Source organism: Bradyrhizobium sp. SZCCHNRI20481, from assembly GCF_032485055.1.
GTDB lineage: Bacteria > Pseudomonadota > Alphaproteobacteria > Rhizobiales > Xanthobacteraceae > Bradyrhizobium.
In genome coordinates, this window is the sequence record NZ_JAUEUE010000011.1 from 264787 (window position 1) to 285288 (window position 20502).

Annotated in this window: 18 protein-coding genes; 6 read left to right on the forward strand and 12 right to left on the reverse strand. The window is 64.9% G+C overall.

Going from position 1 to position 20502, the window contains the following annotated elements:
- Positions 1–30 precede the first annotated feature (30 nt).
- From QX132_RS19730 to QX132_RS19760, 7 genes are all read right to left on the reverse strand, one after another.
- Positions 31–900, reverse strand: a complete 870-nt coding sequence (locus QX132_RS19730; RefSeq protein WP_316162517.1) for a protein-glutamate O-methyltransferase CheR — start codon at positions 898–900, stop codon at positions 31–33.
- A 29-nt stretch (positions 901–929) separates the two neighbouring features.
- Complete coding sequence (locus tag QX132_RS19735; RefSeq protein WP_315716971.1) at positions 930–1319, reverse strand: response regulator; 390 nt, start codon at positions 1317–1319, stop codon at positions 930–932.
- A gap of 30 nt (positions 1320–1349) precedes the next feature.
- Positions 1350–1823, reverse strand: a complete 474-nt coding sequence (locus tag QX132_RS19740; RefSeq protein WP_315716970.1) for a chemotaxis protein CheW — start codon at positions 1821–1823, stop codon at positions 1350–1352.
- A 26-nt stretch (positions 1824–1849) separates the two neighbouring features.
- Positions 1850–4645, reverse strand: a complete 2796-nt coding sequence (locus QX132_RS19745; RefSeq protein ID WP_315757213.1) for a hybrid sensor histidine kinase/response regulator — start codon at positions 4643–4645, stop codon at positions 1850–1852.
- A gap of 257 nt (positions 4646–4902) precedes the next feature.
- Entirely contained in the window at positions 4903–5298 is a 396-nt protein-coding gene (gene flbT, locus QX132_RS19750) for a flagellar biosynthesis repressor FlbT (protein WP_315740791.1), read from the reverse strand.
- A gap of 226 nt (positions 5299–5524) precedes the next feature.
- On the reverse strand, positions 5525–7075 hold the full coding sequence (locus tag QX132_RS19755) for a flagellin (RefSeq protein ID WP_315740792.1): 1551 nt from the start codon (positions 7073–7075) through the stop codon (positions 5525–5527).
- 296 nt (positions 7076–7371) lie between these two features.
- Positions 7372–8121, reverse strand: coding sequence for a histidine kinase dimerization/phospho-acceptor domain-containing protein (locus tag QX132_RS19760; RefSeq protein ID WP_315740793.1), 750 nt, complete (start codon positions 8119–8121; stop codon positions 7372–7374).
- 651 nt (positions 8122–8772) lie between these two features.
- Between QX132_RS19760 and QX132_RS19765 the strand changes: the two genes are divergently transcribed.
- From QX132_RS19765 to QX132_RS19785, 5 genes are all read left to right on the forward strand, one after another.
- The gene (locus QX132_RS19765; protein WP_316162518.1) at positions 8773–9495 is read left to right on the forward strand and encodes a Crp/Fnr family transcriptional regulator; all 723 of its coding nucleotides are present in this window, start codon (positions 8773–8775) and stop codon (positions 9493–9495) included.
- A 244-nt stretch (positions 9496–9739) separates the two neighbouring features.
- Positions 9740–10129 (forward strand): response regulator, encoded by a 390-nt coding sequence (locus QX132_RS19770; protein ID WP_008968243.1) that lies wholly within the window; start codon positions 9740–9742, stop codon positions 10127–10129.
- Positions 10130–10352: 223 nt separating this feature from the next.
- Positions 10353–10667 (forward strand): response regulator, encoded by a 315-nt coding sequence (locus QX132_RS19775; protein ID WP_316162572.1) that lies wholly within the window; start codon positions 10353–10355, stop codon positions 10665–10667.
- Between the two features lie 6 nt (positions 10668–10673).
- On the forward strand, positions 10674–13223 hold the full coding sequence (locus QX132_RS19780) for a hybrid sensor histidine kinase/response regulator (RefSeq protein ID WP_316162519.1): 2550 nt from the start codon (positions 10674–10676) through the stop codon (positions 13221–13223).
- Between the two features lie 240 nt (positions 13224–13463).
- Positions 13464–13709, forward strand: coding sequence for a hypothetical protein (locus tag QX132_RS19785; protein WP_315740795.1), 246 nt, complete (start codon positions 13464–13466; stop codon positions 13707–13709).
- A 127-nt stretch (positions 13710–13836) separates the two neighbouring features.
- On the opposite strand, the gene QX132_RS19790 is transcribed toward QX132_RS19785, so the two are convergent.
- Entirely contained in the window at positions 13837–14442 is a 606-nt protein-coding gene (locus tag QX132_RS19790) for a helix-turn-helix transcriptional regulator (protein ID WP_316162521.1), read from the reverse strand.
- A 315-nt stretch (positions 14443–14757) separates the two neighbouring features.
- Here QX132_RS19790 and QX132_RS19795 point away from each other — a divergent pair, with 315 nt between their 5' ends.
- Complete coding sequence (locus tag QX132_RS19795; RefSeq protein WP_315740797.1) at positions 14758–15909, forward strand: hypothetical protein; 1152 nt, start codon at positions 14758–14760, stop codon at positions 15907–15909.
- Positions 15910–15942: 33 nt separating this feature from the next.
- Here QX132_RS19795 and ipdC read toward each other — a convergent pair whose 3' ends face one another.
- The 4 genes from ipdC to QX132_RS19815 form a co-directional block, all read right to left on the reverse strand.
- Positions 15943–17580, reverse strand: a complete 1638-nt coding sequence (ipdC, locus tag QX132_RS19800) for an indolepyruvate/phenylpyruvate decarboxylase (RefSeq protein WP_316162523.1) — start codon at positions 17578–17580, stop codon at positions 15943–15945.
- Between the two features lie 156 nt (positions 17581–17736).
- Positions 17737–17928: a hypothetical protein gene (locus tag QX132_RS19805; protein WP_315740799.1), complete on the reverse strand. Its 192-nt coding sequence runs from the start codon at positions 17926–17928 to the stop codon at positions 17737–17739.
- A 141-nt stretch (positions 17929–18069) separates the two neighbouring features.
- Positions 18070–18981 (reverse strand): acyl-CoA acyltransferase, encoded by a 912-nt coding sequence (locus QX132_RS19810; RefSeq protein WP_316162526.1) that lies wholly within the window; start codon positions 18979–18981, stop codon positions 18070–18072.
- 197 nt (positions 18982–19178) lie between these two features.
- Complete coding sequence (locus QX132_RS19815) at positions 19179–20399, reverse strand: hypothetical protein (protein ID WP_410052875.1); 1221 nt, start codon at positions 20397–20399, stop codon at positions 19179–19181.
- Positions 20400–20502: the final 103 nt, after the last annotated feature.

The following is a 20502-nucleotide window of genomic DNA, read 5'->3' on the forward strand; positions in this document are numbered from 1 at the left end:
GCGTCCTGCTCTATTGGGCTGCGGGAACATCTAGTTGCCCGCGGCCGCGATCCTGGGCATTCCCGGAGCGGGCGCCTTCGCCGCGGAAGCGATCCCGCTCGGGCGATACAGGCCACGCCGGTCCGTGAGCGGCTTGAACACGTCGGTGAGGCCGACGACGGTCTCCGCAGCACCGAGTACGAGGAAGCCGTCCGGCTCCATCTGCTTGGCGAGCCGGCCGAAGATGTTGATCTTGGTGTCCTGATCGAAATAGATCAGCACGTTGCGGCAGAACACGACGTCGAACGTGCCGAGCTGGGAGAAGTCGTGCAGCAGATTGAGCTGCCGATGCTGGACCATGCCGCGCACGTCGGAATTGATCTGCCAGAGCTCGCCTGCCTGCTTGAAATATTTGACCAGAAGCTGGATCGGCAGCCCGCGCTGTACCTCGAACTGGCTGTAGAGACCCGCTTTCGACTTCTCGAGCACTTCCTGGGAGAGATCGGTGGCGATGATCTCGATGCGCCATCCACTGAGCGCAGATCCCATCTCCTTGAGCGACATCGCCAGCGAATACGGCTCCTGGCCGGTCGAGCACGCGGCGCACCAGATCCGGATCGACTTGCGATTGGCGCGGGCCTTGAGGAGCTCCGGCATGATCACGTCACGGAAGTGATCGAACGGGACCTTGTCGCGGAAGAAGAACGTCTCGTTGGTCGTCATCGCTTCGACGACCTGACTGATCAGGGCGCTCGACCCGTCCTTCAGCTTCTGGACGAGATCGCTGATGCTGGCGAGACCGGCCTTGCGCGCGAGCGGAAGCAGGCGGCTCTCGATCAGATATTGCTTGTCGGCAGACAGATCGAGACCCGATTTGTCTCGAAGCAGCTTGCGCAGGAACTCATAATCAGGCTGGTTCACGGACGGCCTCTTCTGGGCAGACGAAGGGATCAGGCGGATTCGGCTGACAGCGCCTGGATGAGACCGACTTCCTGGAATTTGGCGGCGACAATCTCTTTGTCGAACGGCTTCATGATGTATTCGTTGGCGCCAGCGTTCAGCGCGCGCGAAATATGATCGATGTCGTTCTCCGTGGTGCAGAACACCACCTTCGGGCCTTCGCCGCCCGGCAGCCGGCGCAGGCGCCCGAGGAAATCATAGCCGTCCATGACGGGCATGTTCCAGTCGAGCAGAATGGCGTCTGGCAGGCTCTTGGTGCAGATCTCGAGCGCCCGCTCGCCATCCTCCGCCTCGACGACGGAGAAGCCCAGCTCCTCCAGGATACGGCGTGCGATCTTGCGCACGACGCTGGAGTCATCCACGACCAGACAGCTCTTCATTGTTGTCTCCCCTATGGGACGGTTGACGGACTAGGCGGCGATTGCTGCCTTCGGCAGGAGCTCGAGCACGCGATCGACATCGAGGATGACCATCAGCTGACCGTCGAGGCGGTGCACGCCGCCAGCGAGCTTCGCCATGCGCGGGTCGAGATTGACCGGGTTCTCCTCCCGGCCCTCCTCGGGCAGCCGCAGCACCTCGCCGATCTGATCGATCAGGAGACCATAGGACTCGCCACGCAGATCGACGCCGACCGCCATCGGCGGCTTGCCGTCCTCGGCGCGGGCGAGGCCGAGCCGCGCCCGCATGTCGACGACGGTCACGATGCGGCCGCGCAGGTTGAGGACGCCGGCGATCTCCGCCGACGACAGCGGCACCCGCGTCACCCGCTCCGGCATGAACACGTCCTGCACCCGCGAGATGGGCAGGCCGAACAGCTGACCGCCGATCATCGCAGTGACGTATTCGACGGCGGCGCCTTCGGTGGTTTCGATCTTGCTGCTCATCGCACGCTACTCCTGTCCGCTTGCTGTCACGCGGCCCGCCGGTTGGCTTCGGCGCGCGCCCGTTCCTCGATCTGTTCCTTCAGCGCCGCGATCAGGCCGGGCCGGTCGAACTTGGCGATGTAGTCGTAGAGCCCGGCCTGGCGGCCGCGCTCGATCGCCGCCGGCGACACCAGCGATGACACTGCGATGACCGGCATCTGGTTCAGGTTCTGGTCGGCGCGGATCGCCTCGGTGAACTCGAAGCCGTTCATCTCCGGCATCTCGATGTCGGTGACGACGATGTCGAAGCTGTGCCCGGAACGCAGCGTGGCGAGGCCCTCGATCGCCGACGCCGCCGTGCGCACCTTGTAGCCGGCCGACTTCAACACCGGCGCCAGCATGTTGCGGAAGAACGGCGAGTCGTCGACCAAGAGCACCGACTGCGTCTGCGACTCGGTCGCCATCTCCTTGCGGATGAACCAGTCGGCGAACGCCATCGGCAGGAAGTGGCCGACGTCGATCACTTCCGTCGCCTGGCCCTTGATCACCGCCGAGCCGAGGATGCCGTCCTTGGCGCCGGAGACCTGGATGTTGAGCCGCTCCTCGACGATGTCGATGATCTCGTCGACCACGAGGCCCATCGCCCGGGTCTCGTCGGCGAACACCAGGATCGGCTGCGAGCCCGACGTCTGCACCGACACGCCTTCCATCTGCACCAAGGGCATCAGCTGGTCGCGGTACTGCACCATGTAGCGGCCGTTGGAGATCTCGATCTTGTCGGCCGCGATCTCCTCCAGGCGCGTGACCAGCGCCAGCGGCACCGCCTTGGGCTGCGCCGTGCCGGCGCGGAACACCAGCAGCGAGGTGAGCTGCTCGCCGCCGATCGCGTGATGCGCGGCGTGCTCGTCCGACACCGCCTGCGAGGCCGAGCCGGCGGCGCCGAGCGCTTTCGCAATGCCGTTCGGATCGATGATCATGATCACGGCGCCGTCGCCCAGGATGGTGTTGCCCGAGAACATGTCGATGTGACGCAGCTTGGTCGACATCGGCTTGACCACGATTTCCTCGGTGTGGAACACGCAGTCAACCACGATGCCGAAGGTCTGGTTGCCGACCTGCGTCACCACGATGAAGCCGTTCTCCGGATCGGTCGACGAGCCGTCGTCGATCTTCAAGAGCTTCTTCAGATGCATCAGCGGCAGCAGCTTGTTGCGCAAGCGCAGCACCGCGGTGTCCTTGATGCGCTCGATGCGGTGCTCGGAGTTGGCGCGCGCGCGCACCAGCTCGACGACCGACAATTGCGGGATCGCGAAGCGGTCGCCGCCGGCTTCGACGATCAGCGCCGAGACGATCGCGAGCGTCAGCGGGATCTTGATGGTGACCGAGGTGCCCTCGCCGAGCACCGACTTGATGTCGATGGTGCCGCCGATCTGGTCGATGTTGGTGCGCACCACGTCCATGCCGACGCCGCGGCCCGAGACCGAGGTGACGGCGGCCGCGGTCGAGAAGCCCGGCTCGAAGATGAACTTGTGGATCTGCGCTTCCGTCATCTTCTCGAGCTCGGCCTCGGTGACGAGGCCGTTCGCCAAGGCCTTGGCCTTGATGCGCTCGGTGTTGAGGCCGCGGCCGTTGTCGGCGATGCAGATGATGATGTGGCCGCCTTCATGATAGGCGGACAGCCGGATGGTGCCCTGCTCGGCCTTGCCGGCCGCGGCGCGCTCGGCCATCGTCTCCAGGCCGTGATCGGCGGAGTTGCGCACCATGTGGGTGAGCGGGTCCTTGATCAGGTCGAGCACCTGGCGGTCGAGCTCGGTGTCGGCGCCGTGCATCTCGAGCTCGATCTGCTTGCCGAGCTCGGTGGCGAGGTCGCGGACGATGCGCGGCAGCTTCTGCCAGGCATTGCCGATCGGCTGCATGCGCGTCTTCATGACGCCCTCCTGCAGCTCGGCGGTGACGTTCGACAGCCGCTGCAGCGGCACCTTGAACTCGGTGTCCTCGTTGCGGCGGGCGATCTCGAGCAGCTGGTTGCGCGTCAGCACCAGCTCCGAGACCATCGTCATCAGATGTTCGAGCGTGTCGACGTTGACGCGGATCGACTGGTTGGCGACCTTGTCGTTCTCGTGCACCTCGCCATCGGCATTGGCCTTGGCGCGCGCCGCCTTCTTCGGCGCCTCGGCCTTGGCCTCTGCTTCCGCCTTGGCAGGCCCGGCCTTGGCGACCGGCGCCGGGGCAGCGGCCTTGGGCTCAGGCGCCTTCTCATGCGCGGGCGGCAACTCGATCGCGGTCTCGCGGAAGGCGCGCTCGAGCTCGTCGAGCGACACTTCGCCCGGACGCAGCGGACGCTCCAGCGTCTGGTCGATCAGCGAGCCGTGCGTGACCGCGGGCGCGGCCGGCGCTGCAGGCGCAAGCGGTGGCGCGGTCTCGCCAGCCATCGCGATCGGCTCCGCCGACGCGGCCATTGCCGCCATGCCGCGCTCGACCATGGCTTCGAGCTCGCTGATGAGGTCGCGGTCCTCGCCCTCGGGCTCGGCCTCGTTGGCCTCGAGCTGTCCAAGGATGTCCTTGATGCGGTCGATGGTGGTGAGGATCAGCGTCACGGCCTCGCCGGTGACCGGCATGCCGTCGCGGAACTTGCCCATCAGGGTCTCGGCGGCATGCGCCAGCGCTTCGAGCCGCGGCAGGCCGAGGAAGCCGCAGGTCCCCTTGATCGTGTGCACCAGCCGGAAGATGTTATCGAGGATCTTGGCGTTGTTCGGCTCCTGCTCGAACCGCACCAATTGATTATCGACGGTGTCCAGGCTCTCGCTGGTCTCCGTCAGAAACTCACGCAACAGGTCATCCATGAAACTGGCCTTCCAAGAATTGGCGCCGCGGTCACGGGGCGACCGCTGATCCCTGTCAGAGCAACGGTCGGTCCTAGCCTTCACCAGCCGCGCGGATCGATACCCGGCCCTCGCTGACTGGGCTGAACAGACTTTCGTCCGTGCCATCGTTAGGTGGGGCTTTTATCCGTCCCGTTAATTTTATTGTCCGTGCTAATACGGACGTAGCATCAACCTCTCAGGCTGCGGCGAGCCCGGCCCCTTCGGCGGCCGGAATGTCAAGGCATCGCTTCGGCCGGCGCGACTGCACGATCCTCTCGCTCGATCAGCGCCCTGATCTCCTTCAGCGCCTTGTACAGCGCTCCTTCCGTGACATGGCGATCCACCGTCTCGGCTTGGCCGGCGGCTTCCGGAATCGCCCTGCGCAACTCGTTCATGCAGGCGAGATAGGACGCGCGATAGCGGATCGCGTCGTTCTTCAGATACATTGTCTGGACGCAGAGATAGAGGCGCTTGGCCGGCGTATCGGCGGTCTCGGCGGTGACGGTGTCACGTTCGCGGAGGATAGGCGCGTCGCCTTCGACGATGAAGCGGGCGCGCGTGTTCGAATTCACGATGACGCTGTCGCCGATCACGATGCGCTCGAAAGGCTTCAGCTCGACCCGCAGGGGCATGGCCCAACTCTCCTCTCAGAAGGCTCCTCTCGGGAGTCTCCTCTCGGGAGCGGCGTCGTCGGCAGGCTGCATTCGCGTCGACACGACGTTGCTCTCGTGCTCGCTGTCCGGCTGATCCGGCGCCGCAGACGCCGAAGCCGAGCGACGTCAATCTTCGAATATTCTAGAGCCGAAAACGGCGGGGCAAGCCCCGCCGCCTCCGATGTTCGTGGGTGCCGCCCGCGCCTTAGCGCAGGAGCTGCAGCACGCTCGCCTGCGACTGGTTGGCGAGCGACAGCGCGGACACCGCGATCGACTGGCGGGTCGACAGCGCCTGGCTGTTGGCCGCTTCCTCGTTGGTGTCGGCCAGCGTCAGGTTCGACGAGCCGGTCTGCAGCACGTTGATCAGGTTCTTGTTGAAGTCCTGACGAACCTGCACGACCGAGAGGTTCGAACCCAGCGTCGAGGCCTCGTTGCGCAGCGTGGAGCTCGCGGTGGTGAGCACGCCGATGACCTTGTTCGCCGAGCTGTTGTCGAGGAAGTCGGTGCCCGAGGTCAACGTCGAGAGGCCGAGGCCCGCCGAGTTGAACGTGACACCAGTGATCGACAGCGTCGACTTGCCGGTTTCGTTGAAGGTCAGCTTCAGCGTGTCGCCGTTCAGCAGGTTGATGCCGTTGAACGAAGCGTCAGCAGCGGTCGTGTTGATCTGCGCCAGCACGTTGTTGTACTGCGAGACCAGGCTTGCGCGCTGCGTCTGCGCGGTCGCATCCGCCACCGGAGCCGCCGCCGTCAGACCATTGAAGGCCTGGCTGGCCGCAGCCGACGTACCACCGATCGCGCCGATCGTGGCCGAAGCCGCGTCGTTGGTCGTGGTGATCGAGATCTTGCCGGTGGACGAGTCGACCGTGGCCTGCAGGTTGTTGGCTGCGAGCTTGGCGTTGAGATCGTTCAGCGACTTGACCTGTCCTGTCCCTAGACCGAACGTGATGCTGGTCGCCGTGCCACCTCCTGTCGCGCCGACCGTCAAGGTCTGACCCGACAAGCCGTCGCCGACAGCAGTCAGCCCGAGCTTGCCCAAGGTGCCGGTGCTGCCCGAGAGCGTCAATCCCGCCGCCGGAGGCGTCAGGGTGATCGCACCCGCGGTGATCGACGCGGTCACGCCGGTCTGGGTCTGGATCGCCGACAGCAGGTTGCTGACGCTGTCGCCGATGCCGATGTTGGTGCCGGACGAGGACGTGCCGGTGACGAAGGTGAAGGTGGTGCCGTTGACGACCAGCGTCTCACCGGAGGTGATGCCGGTGGCGAGGTTGTTCGACGCGGTGCCTGCCGTACCCGACAGCTTGGTCGAGCCGGTGATCGCCACCGCGCTCGAGGTATTGTCGTTGTTCACGACCGAGCCGGTCACAGCCGTCGAGCTGGAGCCGAGCAGGTCGGTGGCGGTCGCGCCGGTCAGAGCCGCCGAGGTCACGCTCGACTTGGTGGAGTAACCCACCGCGCTCTGCAGAACCTGGTTGGCGATCGACTTGGCGCTGTCGACGAGCTTCTGCAGCGAGGTGATGCCGGTGTTGGCGGCCTGCAGCACCTGCACGCCGTTGCCGATGCCGTCGAGCAGATTGGAGATGTCGGAAGCGCGGTTGTCGAGACCCTGGGCGGTGAAGAAGTTGGTCGGATTGTCGAGCGCCGAGTTGACCTTCTTGCCCGTGGAGAGGTTGTTCTGCGTGGTGGCGAGGAGCTGAGCCGTCGACTGGAGCGAGAGCAGGTTCTGGCGAACCGACGCGGAGAGGACGATACCTGACATTGTCATTCCCTTCTGGATGAACATGAGTAGACATCGCCGCACCGTTCTGTCGGCGATGGCGCAGACTGGTCCGCGGAATCCTACCCGTTCGTTAAATTGATCCCGGAACGGCCGCGCGCGGCGTCCGCCGCCGCCGTTAATCCTAATTGGCCGCTAATCAGTTCGATCAAATGCGCGCAGACCGCAGGGACTCGCGGTAAAATGGCGCGCTGACACGGCCTCGTGGTCGGCGTGCGCCGATGCGCGGTGCGACCGTTAAGGCAGCGCTAACTATGAGCTTGCGGAAGAGCGGCCGACTACGAGGGGACGCGGTCCGCGCGCGGGAGGACGATCTCGACGCCGGCGGTCCGACCGCGCGGCTCCTTGAGCTCCAGACGTCCGTTCGAACGCCTGACGAAATCCTCGACCATGCGGATCTCCGAGAAGGCGGGATCGGCCGGAGAGGCATCCGCCGCGCTCACTGACGCCGTCAACACGATCAGCACGTCGGAGGAAATGCCGTCGGCACCCGAGGCGTCCGCACGCATGCGCCTTGCCTCGATGTCGATGCGGCCGCCATGCTCCAATCGATGTCGGGCCCCGATCGCAAGACACAGCAGTGCCGCCATCAGTTGTCCCGGATCGGCGAAGACGGCCGGCACGTCCGCGCCCACCGATGTCGTCACCTCGACCTCGGTGCCCAATGTCGGACGAAGCAGACGAGCGACGTCGATCAGAAGCTCGTTCAACTCCACCGCACATGGCAGCGGCGGCCGGCCTCTTGCGAACGACAGAAGCTGCGAGGTCAATCGAGCGCCACGAGTCGCAGCCTCGTCGATCAGACGCGCGACGGCCGCCAGTTCGGGCTTGTCCTCGACCGCTTCGGCGAGAATGTCGATGGTCCCCGTGATCACGGTGAGAATGTTGTTGAAGTCGTGCAGCAGGCCACCGGCAACCTGACCGACGATCGCCATTCCTGGGTGGATGTCCGGCGTCGCTGCGGCCGGAATGTCTACGCCCGCGCTTGGCAACGACTGGTTGGACCGCTGGTAGGTGGAAGAGGCCATGAATCCTGCATTACCTGTTGGGGGGGAGGACGGCGGGGCTATCGGGACGCAAACGAACGGACGCCGCTGCAACGTTCAGCTTCGTCTTGGCGCTCAGTCTCATCGCTGACCATCGATCGCGCTCCAGCTGGATGCAGCATCAGGCGGACTCCTGCTCCTGCAATGACGACAACCTCGTCACCGCCAGTCGCAAAGCACCGGCCGATGCCTCCACTCGCGACGAGGGTTGCATCCGACAGAAAAAGATCCGTCAACGAATCAGCGCGCTTATTAGCGATTTTGGCTTCAAGATGTCCGCTGTCAATGCGGCCGCATGCTACGTGGTGTCCGTGCCCGCCGGAGCTGCGGCGGCCGGAGCAAGAAGGAGGCCCGCCGCAAGCGCGTTGCGCTGCTTTCACCAGCCGAGGCCGATGCGTGCCGACTGTATACAACAGCGCGCTATCAGATCAGCACATCGCACACATGTTGATGGCCAAATGCGCAACCGCGCATCCGCGCCCGTCTGCACGACAACGAGCACAGCAGGAACGAATGGCCTTTACTGGGAATATTACCCGTGATTCTTCTTGTCAGCGGATAGGACGCAGTTCTATGGAACCATGAGTGCATTGAGATCTGCGAGGCTCCGTTACTGCAATGCAGGAGATGGCTTTGGACCCCAGCTTGCGTTCTCCGAACGGCTTCCTGTCGTCACTGACCGACGATGACTTCGAGCTGATCCGACCCTATCTGCGGACCGTGGATCTGGTGCAGGACACCGTTCTCGCCGAGGTCGGCGAAAAGCTTTCGCGCATCTACTTTCCTCATCGCGGCGTCATCTCGCTGGTCGTGAACCTCGCGCGCGGAGAGCGCGTTCAGGTGGCGATGATCGGTCGCGATAGTCTCTTCGGAAGCATGTCCCTGCTCGCGGGCGGCGATCCGGTGGTGCTGAACAGCGCGGCGGTCCTCGTTCCCGGTGCAGCATCGGTCGTCGACATCGACAAGGTACGGGCGGCCGCCGAACAGAGCCCCTCGTTTCGCGCGCTGATGTTGCGCCACGCACTCGCCATCTACGTGCAGAGCCAGCAGACCGCCGGTTGCAACGCCGCCCACACCGTCGAGTCGCGTCTCGCCCGTTGCCTGCTGCAGACGCATGACCTTTCAGGCGGCAACAAGCTCTACATCACCCAGGAGGCCCTGGCGCAGATGATCGGCGCCCGGCGCAACAGCGTCTCGCTGGTGGCGAGCACGCTGCAGCAGGCGGACTTCATCCACTATAGCCGCGGCCATATCGAGATCATCGATCTGGACGGGCTGAAGAAGACGGCGTGCGAGTGCTACGGTACGGTGAAGGCCCACTACGAGAATCTGGTCCGGCCACGCAGCGTGCCGTGAGCAGGCGTCGTTCCGGCCCTCGCTCGTCGCGCGCCGTTGCCTCGCCGAGCGCCCTTGCCTCCGTACAACTACGGCCCGTGGCATGATCCCCATCGTCGGCACCGCTGGAATTAACGCGCTGTTCAACGGGCGCTGATAATTGTCGACGTGCTGACGAGCGCGAGTTCCAAGAGGCGTCGAATAATCTTCGTGCTGATATACCTCGCCCGTGTTCGGCTTTTGACCAAACGCGCGGAGTAATGACATGGCCTTTGATCTGTCGATGCCGATCCTGGTGGTCGATGACTACGCCACTATGATCCGGATCATCCGCAACCTGCTGAAGCAGCTCGGATTTGAGAACGTCGACGACGCCAGCGACGGATCGGCCGCGCTCTCGAAGATGCAGGCGAAGAAGTACGGTCTGGTGATCTCCGACTGGAACATGGAACCGATGACCGGCTACGACCTGCTGCGGGAGGTGCGGGCCAGCCCGGAGCTGTCGAAGACCCCGTTCATCATGATCACAGCCGAGTCGAAGACCGAAAACGTCATCGCCGCCAAGAAGGCCGGCGTGAGCAACTACATCGTCAAGCCGTTTAATGCGGCGACGCTCAAGACCAAGATGGAAGCCGTGTTCGGCCCGGCCGAATAGCCGAGCTCCCTGGGAATGTCCTGCGCGGCGGCCGGACCGGTGTTCGGCCGCTTTCTCTTTGGCGGGCGAACTCCGCGTGGTTGACGACGGCAGGACGCATACATCGCCGTGCCCTCCCCGTAGTCGTACGGAAACCAAAATTTACGAGGGGGTCAGAGCCGGCCGATAGACATAATCCTGCTTGCCGATGACCGCGTCAGGGTGGCAACGGGACAGGGAATTCATGCGCAACGACCTCCTCGTGATCGAAGATGCCGCCGTGCATCTGTCCATCTTGCGAAAGATCGCAGCACAGGCCGGCTTCAACACGACGGGCGTGAGCTCGGTCGACGCCGTCTCGATCGTCCTGCAGAAGAGGAACTTGGACTGCGTCATGCCGGACCTCTCGCTGGACAGCCGCCCCGGCACCGAGGTTCTCGAGCTGAACATAGATTCTCCCTTCTCGAAGCCGATCGATCTGATGCGGCTCCGGCAGACTCTGAAGCAGATCGCGCAGGAGACCGATTGCCGGCGGCTGGTCAGAGCGGCGGGCTGGTAGCAGGCGATGAGCAACAAGAAGCGCTTTCTGGGAGCGCCTGCAGCGATCGCGCTGATCCTCATCTGCGTCATTGCCGGCAGCAACCTGTTCTTCCTCACCAACCTGCGCGAGAACGCGCTTCAGCACGCCGAGGAAGATCTCAGCCGCCATAGCCTCACGCTTGCAGAGAACGCCGACCGCTCGGTGAAATCGGTCGACCTCGTGCTCACCAGCGTGCGCGACTACCTAGTGCGCGGCGGCGCCATCGACGCTGCAGCGTTTCGCAAGGTCGCGTCAGACCATCAGACCCACCTCCTGCTCAAGGAGAAAATCGCGGGACTGCCGCAGATCGATGCGGTGACGCTGATCGACGCACAAGGCGGGCTCCTGAACTTCTCGCGCTACTGGCCGATCCCGGACGTCAACATCGCCGACCGCGACTATTTCAAGGCGCTGAAGGCCGACCCTGCACTGCGGACCTTCCTCAGCACGCCGGTTCAGAATCGCGGCGACGGCACCTGGAACATCTATTTTGCCCGCCGGCTCGACGATTCCAATGGCGAGTTCATGGGCATGATGCTCGGCGCCATGTCCGTGCCCTATCTGGAGAACTTCTTCGGCTCCACCGCGCAGGGTCTCGATGCCGCGGTGTCGCTGATCCGCGAGGACGGTACGCTGCTCGCGCATTTTCCGCCCACGAGCGAGATCGGCAAGCCGACCTCCGGCTTCGGTCAGCGCGCACTGTCGGCCGGCGGCGTGCTGCGCGAACCCTCCGCACGAACCGGCGAGATGCGCCGGCGGGCGGCAAAGATGCTGCCGAACTATCCCGCGATGATCGTGGTGTCGGTGTTCGAGCACGACGTCCTGAAGGCCTGGCGCGACATGGCGACGCTTCTGGTCATCGTGTCCCTGGTGAGCGCGATGGCCGTGTTCGCGGCCGCCGTCCTGATCTCACGCTGGTGGGAACGCCACGAGCACCTGATCGAGGCCGCCGAGGCCGCGAACGCGGCGAAGTCCACCTTCGTCGCGATGATGAGCCACGAGATCCGCACGCCGATCAACGCGGTGCTCGGCCTCGCCACGACGCTGCTGGAGACCAATCTCGATCCCGAGCAGCGCCGCTCGGTGGTGGCGATCCACAATGCCGGCGACAATCTGCTCGAGATCCTCAACGACATTCTCGACTTCTCCAAGCTCGAATCCGGCCAGCTCTCGCTCGAGGACATCGCGTTCTCCGCCGAGGCCCTGGTCCACAACACGCTGAGCATCATCGGTCCGCGGGCTTCCGCCAAGGACCTGAAGCTGAGGAGCGTCAGCGACCCGGCCGTGCCGCCGGCGCTGGTCGGCGACGCCGGCCGCATTCGCCAGATCCTGCTCAACCTGGTGTCCAACGCGGTCAAGTTCACCTCGTCCGGCGAAGTGGTCGTCACGACGCGCTGCATCGAGAAGGATGACGAGAAGGCGACGGTGGAATGGACGGTGACCGACACCGGCATCGGCATTGCCGCCGACAAGATCGGCTCGCTGTTCGCGAACTTCGTCCAGGCCGACAATTCGATCAGCCGCCGGTTCGGCGGCTCCGGACTCGGGCTGGCGATCTGCAAGCGCCTGATCGAGCAGATGGGGGGTGACATCAAGGTCACCTCGACGCTGGGCAGCGGATCCACCTTCTCGTTCCGCCTGACGCTGCCGATTGCCGAGACCATCGCGGTGCCAGAGCAGAACGACGACGGCATCTACACCTCGCTGCAGAACCGGATCGCGGCGTTCGGCCGGCCGCTGCGCGTCCTCGTGGTCGACGACAATCCGACCAATCGCCTGGTCGCGACCAAGATGCTCAAGGATTTCGACATCCAGACCGACACGGCCTGCGACGGCGCCGAGGCCGTCACCGCCGCCAGCCGCTTCAACTACGACCTGATCCTGATGGACGTCCGCATGCCGGAGATGGACGGCTTCCAGGCAACCCGGACCATTCGCGCGCGAGGCGAGCGCCGTTCCAACGTGCCGATCATCGCCTTCACGGCGAACGCCTTCATGGAGGATATCCGGGCCTGCCGGGAAGCCGGGATGAACGACTTCGTCGTCAAGCCGGCCCGCAAGAAAGCGCTCGTGGAGGCCATCCTGCGCGTGCTGCCCCTGCCCGTTCCGGTGCTGGACACCGTGGCGTCAGACGCCCCGCTGGTGCCGGCCCAGCCGGATGCCAGGGCCGCCGACATCGCCACCGACACCGAAATTGCTCCCGAAGCCGCGCTCGACCGCGAAGCCTATGCCGAGCTGGTCGGCGAGATCGGAGACGAGGCCGCGGAGGAGATCCGCGACGTGTTCTTCAGCGAGACGGATGCGCGGCTGAAGCAGCTCCGCCAGCTGACGCTCGACGGCGAGCGCATCAAGATCGGCCGCGAGGCGCATTCGCTGAAGAGCGCAGCCGGAACCTTCGGCTACCGTCGGCTTGCGACCTACGCGCTCGCGCTGGAGAAGAGCGCGCCACGCCTGTCCGCCAAGGAGTATGCCGAGCTGCTCGACAACATCGAGGCCGCCTACGCCGCCGCCCGCGCCCAGGAGCTGCAATATTGAAGCGAGGGAGGCCGCAGGCCTCCATGGCGCAATCCGATCTGCGCGGCGTCTCGCACGCCGCACCGCCGCGACGGGCTCGGACGACCGAGATGGCAAACGAGACCTTCACGACGCGGATTCGCTGAACCTGATCTTCATATTCCCTTACAATAAGTTGACGCCGTACTTCTACGGCTCACGATTTTCACAATCAACTAATCATGAGCTGCGAGACTCGGGGTCACATAGGAGATGTGTCCCATGTTTACTTTTGAAACCGCCGACCAGAAGGAAGTCAGGCGTTTCCGAATTGCGCAGTTCAACGGCCGGACCGCGACCGTGAAATCCGGCGGATCGACGATCACCGGCCACGTCCGTTCAGTCATGGAGAACGAAGCGAGCGTACCGCCGCGCTGGACCATTACGATCGTGCCGGCACCGCCCAAGGCGCAGGCGCCGCTGCGCCCGACCTCCCGGGTTCGCCCCTTCGCCGAGGATTATTTCTGACAGCACGGACGTCCGCGTCCCGCTCAGCGCGTTCGACCGAGCCGGTCGGACGCCGATCTTCATTGCCTGCAGCGCGGGGCACCGCGGGGGTCGAAAGCGCGAGCGCGGCATTCGCGCTCGTCCGCCGTCATCCGATCTGGTTGAGAAGTGCTGCGCGAACGAGTTCGGCCGTGTTGCGCGCGCCAACCTTGCGCATGGCCTCGGCGCGATGGCTCTCGAAGGTGCGGGGGCTGATGCCCATGCGCAAGGCGCCCTCCTTGTTCGAATGCCCCTCACTGATCAGCTTGAGGACCTCGTGTTCGCGCGGGGTCAGCGACTTGCTGGCCCGGCCGGGTGGTCGCGCGGGCGCCGTGCCCTGCTCGTGAGCCGGCACCGCCCGTGACAGTGGTCCGAACTGCCCGTGCGCGCCGGACATCTGGTTGACCAGGGCGCAGATCCGCTCGGTCTGCAGCAACGCGTTGTCGACGACCACCTGGACATGCCGGCGCTCGCCGGGCGTCCTGGCGATCTCGTCGCTGCGCTGCTTGATTTCCTCCATGTAGAGCATCAGGGCGGTGAGCGAACCGTTCAGCTGACGCGCCAAAGCGAGCGTGCCCTGGTCGTCGTGACGTCCCATCGCGAGCGGCGCAGATGTGCCGGAACGGGTCGCCAGGAGGTCCGGGTCGTTAACTCCTTGGCCGCCCGGAGCAGGTGCGGCGTGAGCGTCGGAAAGGCTGTTGTTCAGCTGTGCCATGCCTCATTCTGACGCGGCGGCAACTTTAACATGGTTAATTATGCCGTCCGTAGCAATACGGGATTTTTCCCGACAACTCGTGCAACCGCCGCTAATTTTCCCAAAAGTTACAATCTGAAATGGTTAAGCCGGGCGTGATGCCGTGCTTCGGGAGACCCGTCCCCGGCGCGTGCCGCGACGCCTGTCCATGATGTCGTGCAATGCTACGATTGTTTACTGACATTAATTTCGCACCAACTGTTTCGTGCTTCGATGAGCTCCGTGCTCGTCCGTGGAGACGAGCGACCTTGACATATAGCTGACAGCCTGACGCCAATGGGACCGGTCGACCGGATCTGGGAATTCCTGCAGCGGTTGTCACCGCTGACACGAAGCTGCCTGCTCAGCGAGCTCGAACGGCTGGAGCTGAGCGGCGTCGACATGCCGGGATCCGCCGACCTCCAGGCCCGGCTGCGCGCCGAGATCCGCAACAACAATGGCGCCGGCGGCCACCGCACCATCAATCCTTCGCGCTACTTCTTCATGCCCGTCGAGCAGCTTCTCATCGACGGTTCGCCGGAGCATGCCAATGAGGGCCGCATTGCCCGCGGCTCCCTCACGCCGATCTGGGAATGGATCTCGCGCGATCTGCTGCCGACCATGGCGCGAGACTACAACGCGCAGATGAAGGACCTGATCGCCGGGGACAAGCAGCGCGAGATCCGCCAGGTCGCGAGCGCGTTCCAGACCAAGGTGACGAAGTCGCTGGAAGGCACGTTGGCGCGCGCCGAGGGCATCGAGCAGGTCCGCAGCAAGCTGAAGGCCTATACGGCCTCGCCGTCGGTGTTCGACGACGTCGTCAAGCTGTTGAAGGCGCTGCGCGCCCGCGAGGAACTCGCTAAGTTCGCCGATTCGCTGCCGGACCGGATCGTTGAGTTCGACGATCCGCAGGTGAAGAAGATGGTGCTGCTGCTCGATGCGCTGCGCAAGAGGCAGCCGGAAGCCGTGCCCTTTGCGTTGACGCTGGTCGCCAAGCGTCTGAAGGAGCCCTGGCAGGTGTTGCGGCTGGCGACCAAGGCGGCGCGCTCGAAGAACGTCGCGGATGTCATCGCGGCGCCCTACGCCATGACCGTGCCGATGGTGCTCGATCAGCTCGAGGACAAGCGGCTCGCGCTTCGTGTCGCGTTGAAGAACAACCGCGTCGTGACCGCCAAGGAAATCCTAACCAGCATCTATGACATCGAGTATGCGATCCAGGTCCGCATCGATCGCATCGACGAGTCCGAGTGGGGCACGCGCCTGAACGCCATCATGGCCAATACCGACAGAATGGTGCAGGCCGAGGTCAAACGCTTCCCCGCAGAAGTTGGGCACGTGCTCGGCTCCAACAGGCTGCGCAGCCATCGCTCGTTCGGCGGCCGCCTCACCTATTTCGCCTGGAAGGGCCGTGACGCGATCAAGACGGTGCTGCGGTCGGCAACCGGTTGACGGCCGCGCGTTCAGAGCGCCCTTCCGGCCATCCTATCCCTGGGCCATGCGCTCGCGCGCCGACTTGAATCCTGCCACGAAGCGCGCCAGCGTGTCCGAGGTCTTGCCGCGCGGCAGCATCACTTCGATCAGCGAGAAGCGTCCGCGCCGATGCACCGCGCGCTCCAGCGCAGCGACGAGCTCGCTCCGGGTGGCGACGCGCTCGCCGGTGCCGCCGATGGAATTGGCGATGTCGGCATAGTGCCAGTCATCGAGATCGTTGAACCGCGACTCCGGCTGGAACACGCGCAGCATCTCCCAGCTGCAATTGTTGAACAGCACGACGATCGGATCGAGGCCGTAGCGGCGACAGTTGCCGAGCTCCCATCCGGTCATCTGGAATGCGCCGTCGCCGACCAGGATCAGCGGACGAAGGCCGGTCGCGGCCACGCCGATGCCGGCCGGCACGCCGAAGCCCATCCCGGCGTAGTAGCCCGGCGCGGCCAGCGCCGTGTTGTCAATCTCCATCGCGGTGAACAGGCAGTCGCCGATATCGGAGGTCATCGGCATCCGGCCATGGCGATCGAACATGTCATTGATCGCGGTCGCGATGTCCGAAGGCGCGATCGGCGCACCATCGGCCGCGAGACCGCGCGGATAGGCCGAGCGCTGCCGCGGCAGGCCGGACGCCGCGGCCCGCGGCGTCGCGCGCTCGTCCAGCGCATCGATCAGATCGCCAAGCGGCATGTCGCGATAGGCGTGATGGCCGATCTGGACCTCACGGCTGGCGGCCAGGATCATGCGGCGCGGGTCCGGCGCCCGGTTGGACAGCGCGAAATTGGTGTCCGACAGGATGACGCCCAGCATCAGCACGAGATCAGCATTCTCGACCAGTTCCGTGATCGCCGGGTTGCCCGCGGCGCCGAGATAGGTGCCGGCGACGACATCGTCGGCCCTGTCGAGCAGGCCGCGGCCCATGAAGGTCGTCACCAGCGGCAGGCCCAGCTTGCGCGCGAGCGCCGCGATCCTGTCCTCGACGCCGTAGCGGCGGATTTCGACGTCGACGACGATCACGGGACGCTCCGCCTGCGCGATGCGGGCGAGGATCTCCTCGACGCATTCGTCGAGCGCCTCGCGGCTGGCCCGCCGCGGCGGCAGCGGCACCACCGGCTCGACCTCGGCATCGACCATGTCGCGCGGAAATTCGAGATAGACCGGCAGCGACATCTCCTTCGCGCTGCGCAGCACGCGCGCAATCTGGGCCGGCGCCGTGGCCGGATCGGTCAGCACCGCCTGATCGCAGGTGATCTCCTTGAACACCGCGAGCTGCGTGTCGACGGTGCGGGCCTGGTGGTGCAGCAGAAAACCGGAGACGCGCTCACGCGCGCCGGGCGCGCCCGCGATCACCACGACCGGCGAGCGTTCGGCATAGGCGCCGGCGACCGCGTTCACGACGTTGAAGGCGCCGGCGCCATAGGTGACGACGGCGACGCCGAGGCCGCCATGATAGCGCGCGGCCGCATCCGCGGCGAAGCCGACCGCCGGCTCATGGCTCAGCGTGAAGCTCGGCAGGATGTTGCTCTCCTCGATGACCTTGAACAGCGGCAGCACGAAGTCGCCGGGAATGCCAAAGATCTCGCGGGCGCCGTGGTCCTTCAGGGCGGCAAGCAGCGCATGGGCAAGAGCAGGCATCCGGATCCCCTGAGCGTGGCGTGACGTTCAGCCGGTGCTACACGATGAGGGGCGGACTGCCAACCGCCGGCCGTTCGGTCTGCGAGCCGTACCGTTCGGATTGCCCCGTCCAAACTTCATGCTGGAGCGGCAAGCCCCGAGCTCACCCGCGCCACATCAGTTCGCCGTCAGCCGCAGAACCTGGGCGGAGGGTGCAACGCCATGCGGGACGGCAAGCGTAACCGTGAACAGGATGGCGACTGCCATGATCATGCAGAGCTTCATCATGACCGTCCTGCGATCGGTGATCGGCAGGAACAGGAAGAACAGCAGCATCGCCGCCAGCGCGAGTTCGAAAATGTAAGACATGGATGACCACCTCCGTTGCCAGGAGGATGGCGCAGGCCGGAAGCCCAGACTGTGCGTGCCGTCACATCGGTCCCATAGACCACGCGAGCCAGTATCCCGGCCGCCGCAGTGGGACCATGCAACCCAATCGATTGCCACCTCTCAGCCGTCGAACAGCGCGGCCTCGGTAAAGGCGAGATCGCCGAGACGCGGCGGATGCGGACCCTTGGCATATTTGCGTCCGCGCTTGTCCGAGTACCAGCCGGCCAGCCCGGCAACGGGCTCGTTCGCATCGAGCCGCACCAGCAGGCCGCCCCGCCGCAGCAGGAACCGGCCGATGTTGCCGGCCAGCCGCACGAGGTCGGCGACATCCCGGCAATACAGCAGGCGATACACCGGCAGCGCATTCATCACCCGGTGCTTCTGAAACACGAACGGATACGCCGCATCGGCCTCGCGCGCGACGAGACTGAGACACCCCCATTGCGCATGCTGCCGCAACAGATCGGCCGCGTCGGGAGAGAGCCCATGCACATCGTCCTCGGAGAATTCTTCGATACGGACATCCGAGCGCGATCGCGACAGGGCCAGCGCGGCGTAGACCTGTCCCTTGCAGTAGACCGAAAAGCCCTGAGCCTCGACCTGCGGCCAAGTGTGCGGGGCTGGCGTGATGTTGAAATAGGTCACCGTCTTGTCGCGCGTCGCCGCGCGCACCAGCATCGAGCTGAAGGCACGGAACGCCGGCTCGACATACCAGCTCGAGACATTGGCCCTGACGATCGGCTTACCGCCGCTGTGGAGCTCGGAGAACAGCAGCAGGATCACGCCCACGGGAACGCCGCCATGGTCGAGACAATAGCCGAATGCCGGAAAGCCGGCCGGCCGCGGGCGCGCCGCGTGACGTTCGAGTCCGCGCAACCAATAGGCCTCGCTGCGAAAGGCGAATCCGCGCGTCAGCAGCGCAGCGACCGCCGGCAGATCCGCCGTGCGGATCTCTCGGATGCGAACCCCGGTCACGGCCTGCGCCGGCACCGGCCTGTCGTTCGCAATCTCGGCCTTTTTGATCGGCTGCATTCCAGCATCACCCGAGAGAGGTCCAGCGCGTCACCCGTCGCGCGGCGGGATTGTCGTGGCTGCAATTATCGTAAAAAGGTCAGGTGGCAGTGAACCACGTCGCGCTGGCCTTACTTTTCAGTTAACGGGATTCGCGAACCACATCGAGATGTTGTCACTCGCCCCCTCACGGGGACCTTCGCGACTGGCGTCGTCACTCACGGCCGCGGCACGCGAAACATGTAGGTTTCGTCGGCATTGAGGCCGTCGACGAAGAAACGTCCGGGCTTTGCCTCGATCCGGCGCCGCAGCCCATCCCAGCCCCAGACCTCGAGGCTGCGCGTCCATGCGGGCAGCTCGAGCTCGACCGCGCGGCCGGGCCGGTCGGTCCAGCCGGCAATGTTCTGCCACACGATCAAATCGGCATCCGGTCCGCGCAGCGTGTACAGCGCCAGCCGCCGGTCGATGGACACGATCCTCATGTGACCGGCGAGCTGCAGCACCGTCTTCACCACGAGGCTGCGCGCCTCCGGGGTCCAGGGATCCTTGCCCGTCGCCATTGCATAGGCCACACCGTCGACATCGGGCGTGTCGCCGAGATTCCAAGGAAACGCCAGCATGGACACTGGCATGCTGCCATCCTTGCCGACCACCGCAAGCTGGTCCCAGATCGCATTGAGAAACAATCTCGCCGCGTCCGTATCGCTGTCCCACGCGCCGGCGCGCGCGACGTTGAACTCGGTTGCGTAGAAGTTGATGTCGCGGCTCAGCCCCATCGCCTGCTTGATGCGGTCGAAGCAGGTCTGCACCGAGAACTCGCGGCCGCGGGTCATCGGATACCATTTATCATGGTAGTAGGTATGCAGGTCGATGCCATCGAGACGGCCGTCCTCGAGCAGATCGGCGATCACCGGACCGTAGCCGCGCAACGTCGCATCGCCATGCGAGTTGCAGGTGGCAAAGCCGCCGGGAACGACCCGCAGCTTGGGGTCGACGCTGTGAACACCGTCGGCAAGCCCGGCTAGCGCGTCGTGATAGTCCCGGCGCGGGATCGTGGCCTGCACGTCGGGCTCGTTGATCGCGCTGAAGACGGTTGCGCCCCAATCGGGAAAGCCGTTCTCGCGGCCCCAATCGCCATCGGGACGGAAACGCCTCGCCATCGCCTGCCCGGCGGCGAACCAGTCCTGATAGGATCCGATCGGCTGCGGCGGATCCAACCTCTGATAGCTGCCTTCGTACTCCAGCAGGATCAGCGGTATGATACCGTTCTTGTGCGCCTCCATCATGGCGGCATCGAAGTCGTGCGGCGTGGGCACCCGCGCCAACGTCCGCCAGCCATAGGAGTCCATTCGTCCCATCCTGGCACCGACGCCGTGCAGCGCCTGATAGATCTGCGCGCTCTTGCCGGCCAGATGCGTGACCAGATTGCCGCCGCCGATGCGCTCGTCGATCCGCAGCGCCGAGGCGTTCGTTTCGCCGGCGTGGACAGCGCTCGACCATGGCGACGTGACAAACGTTAACAGGGCTGTGCTAATGACCAGC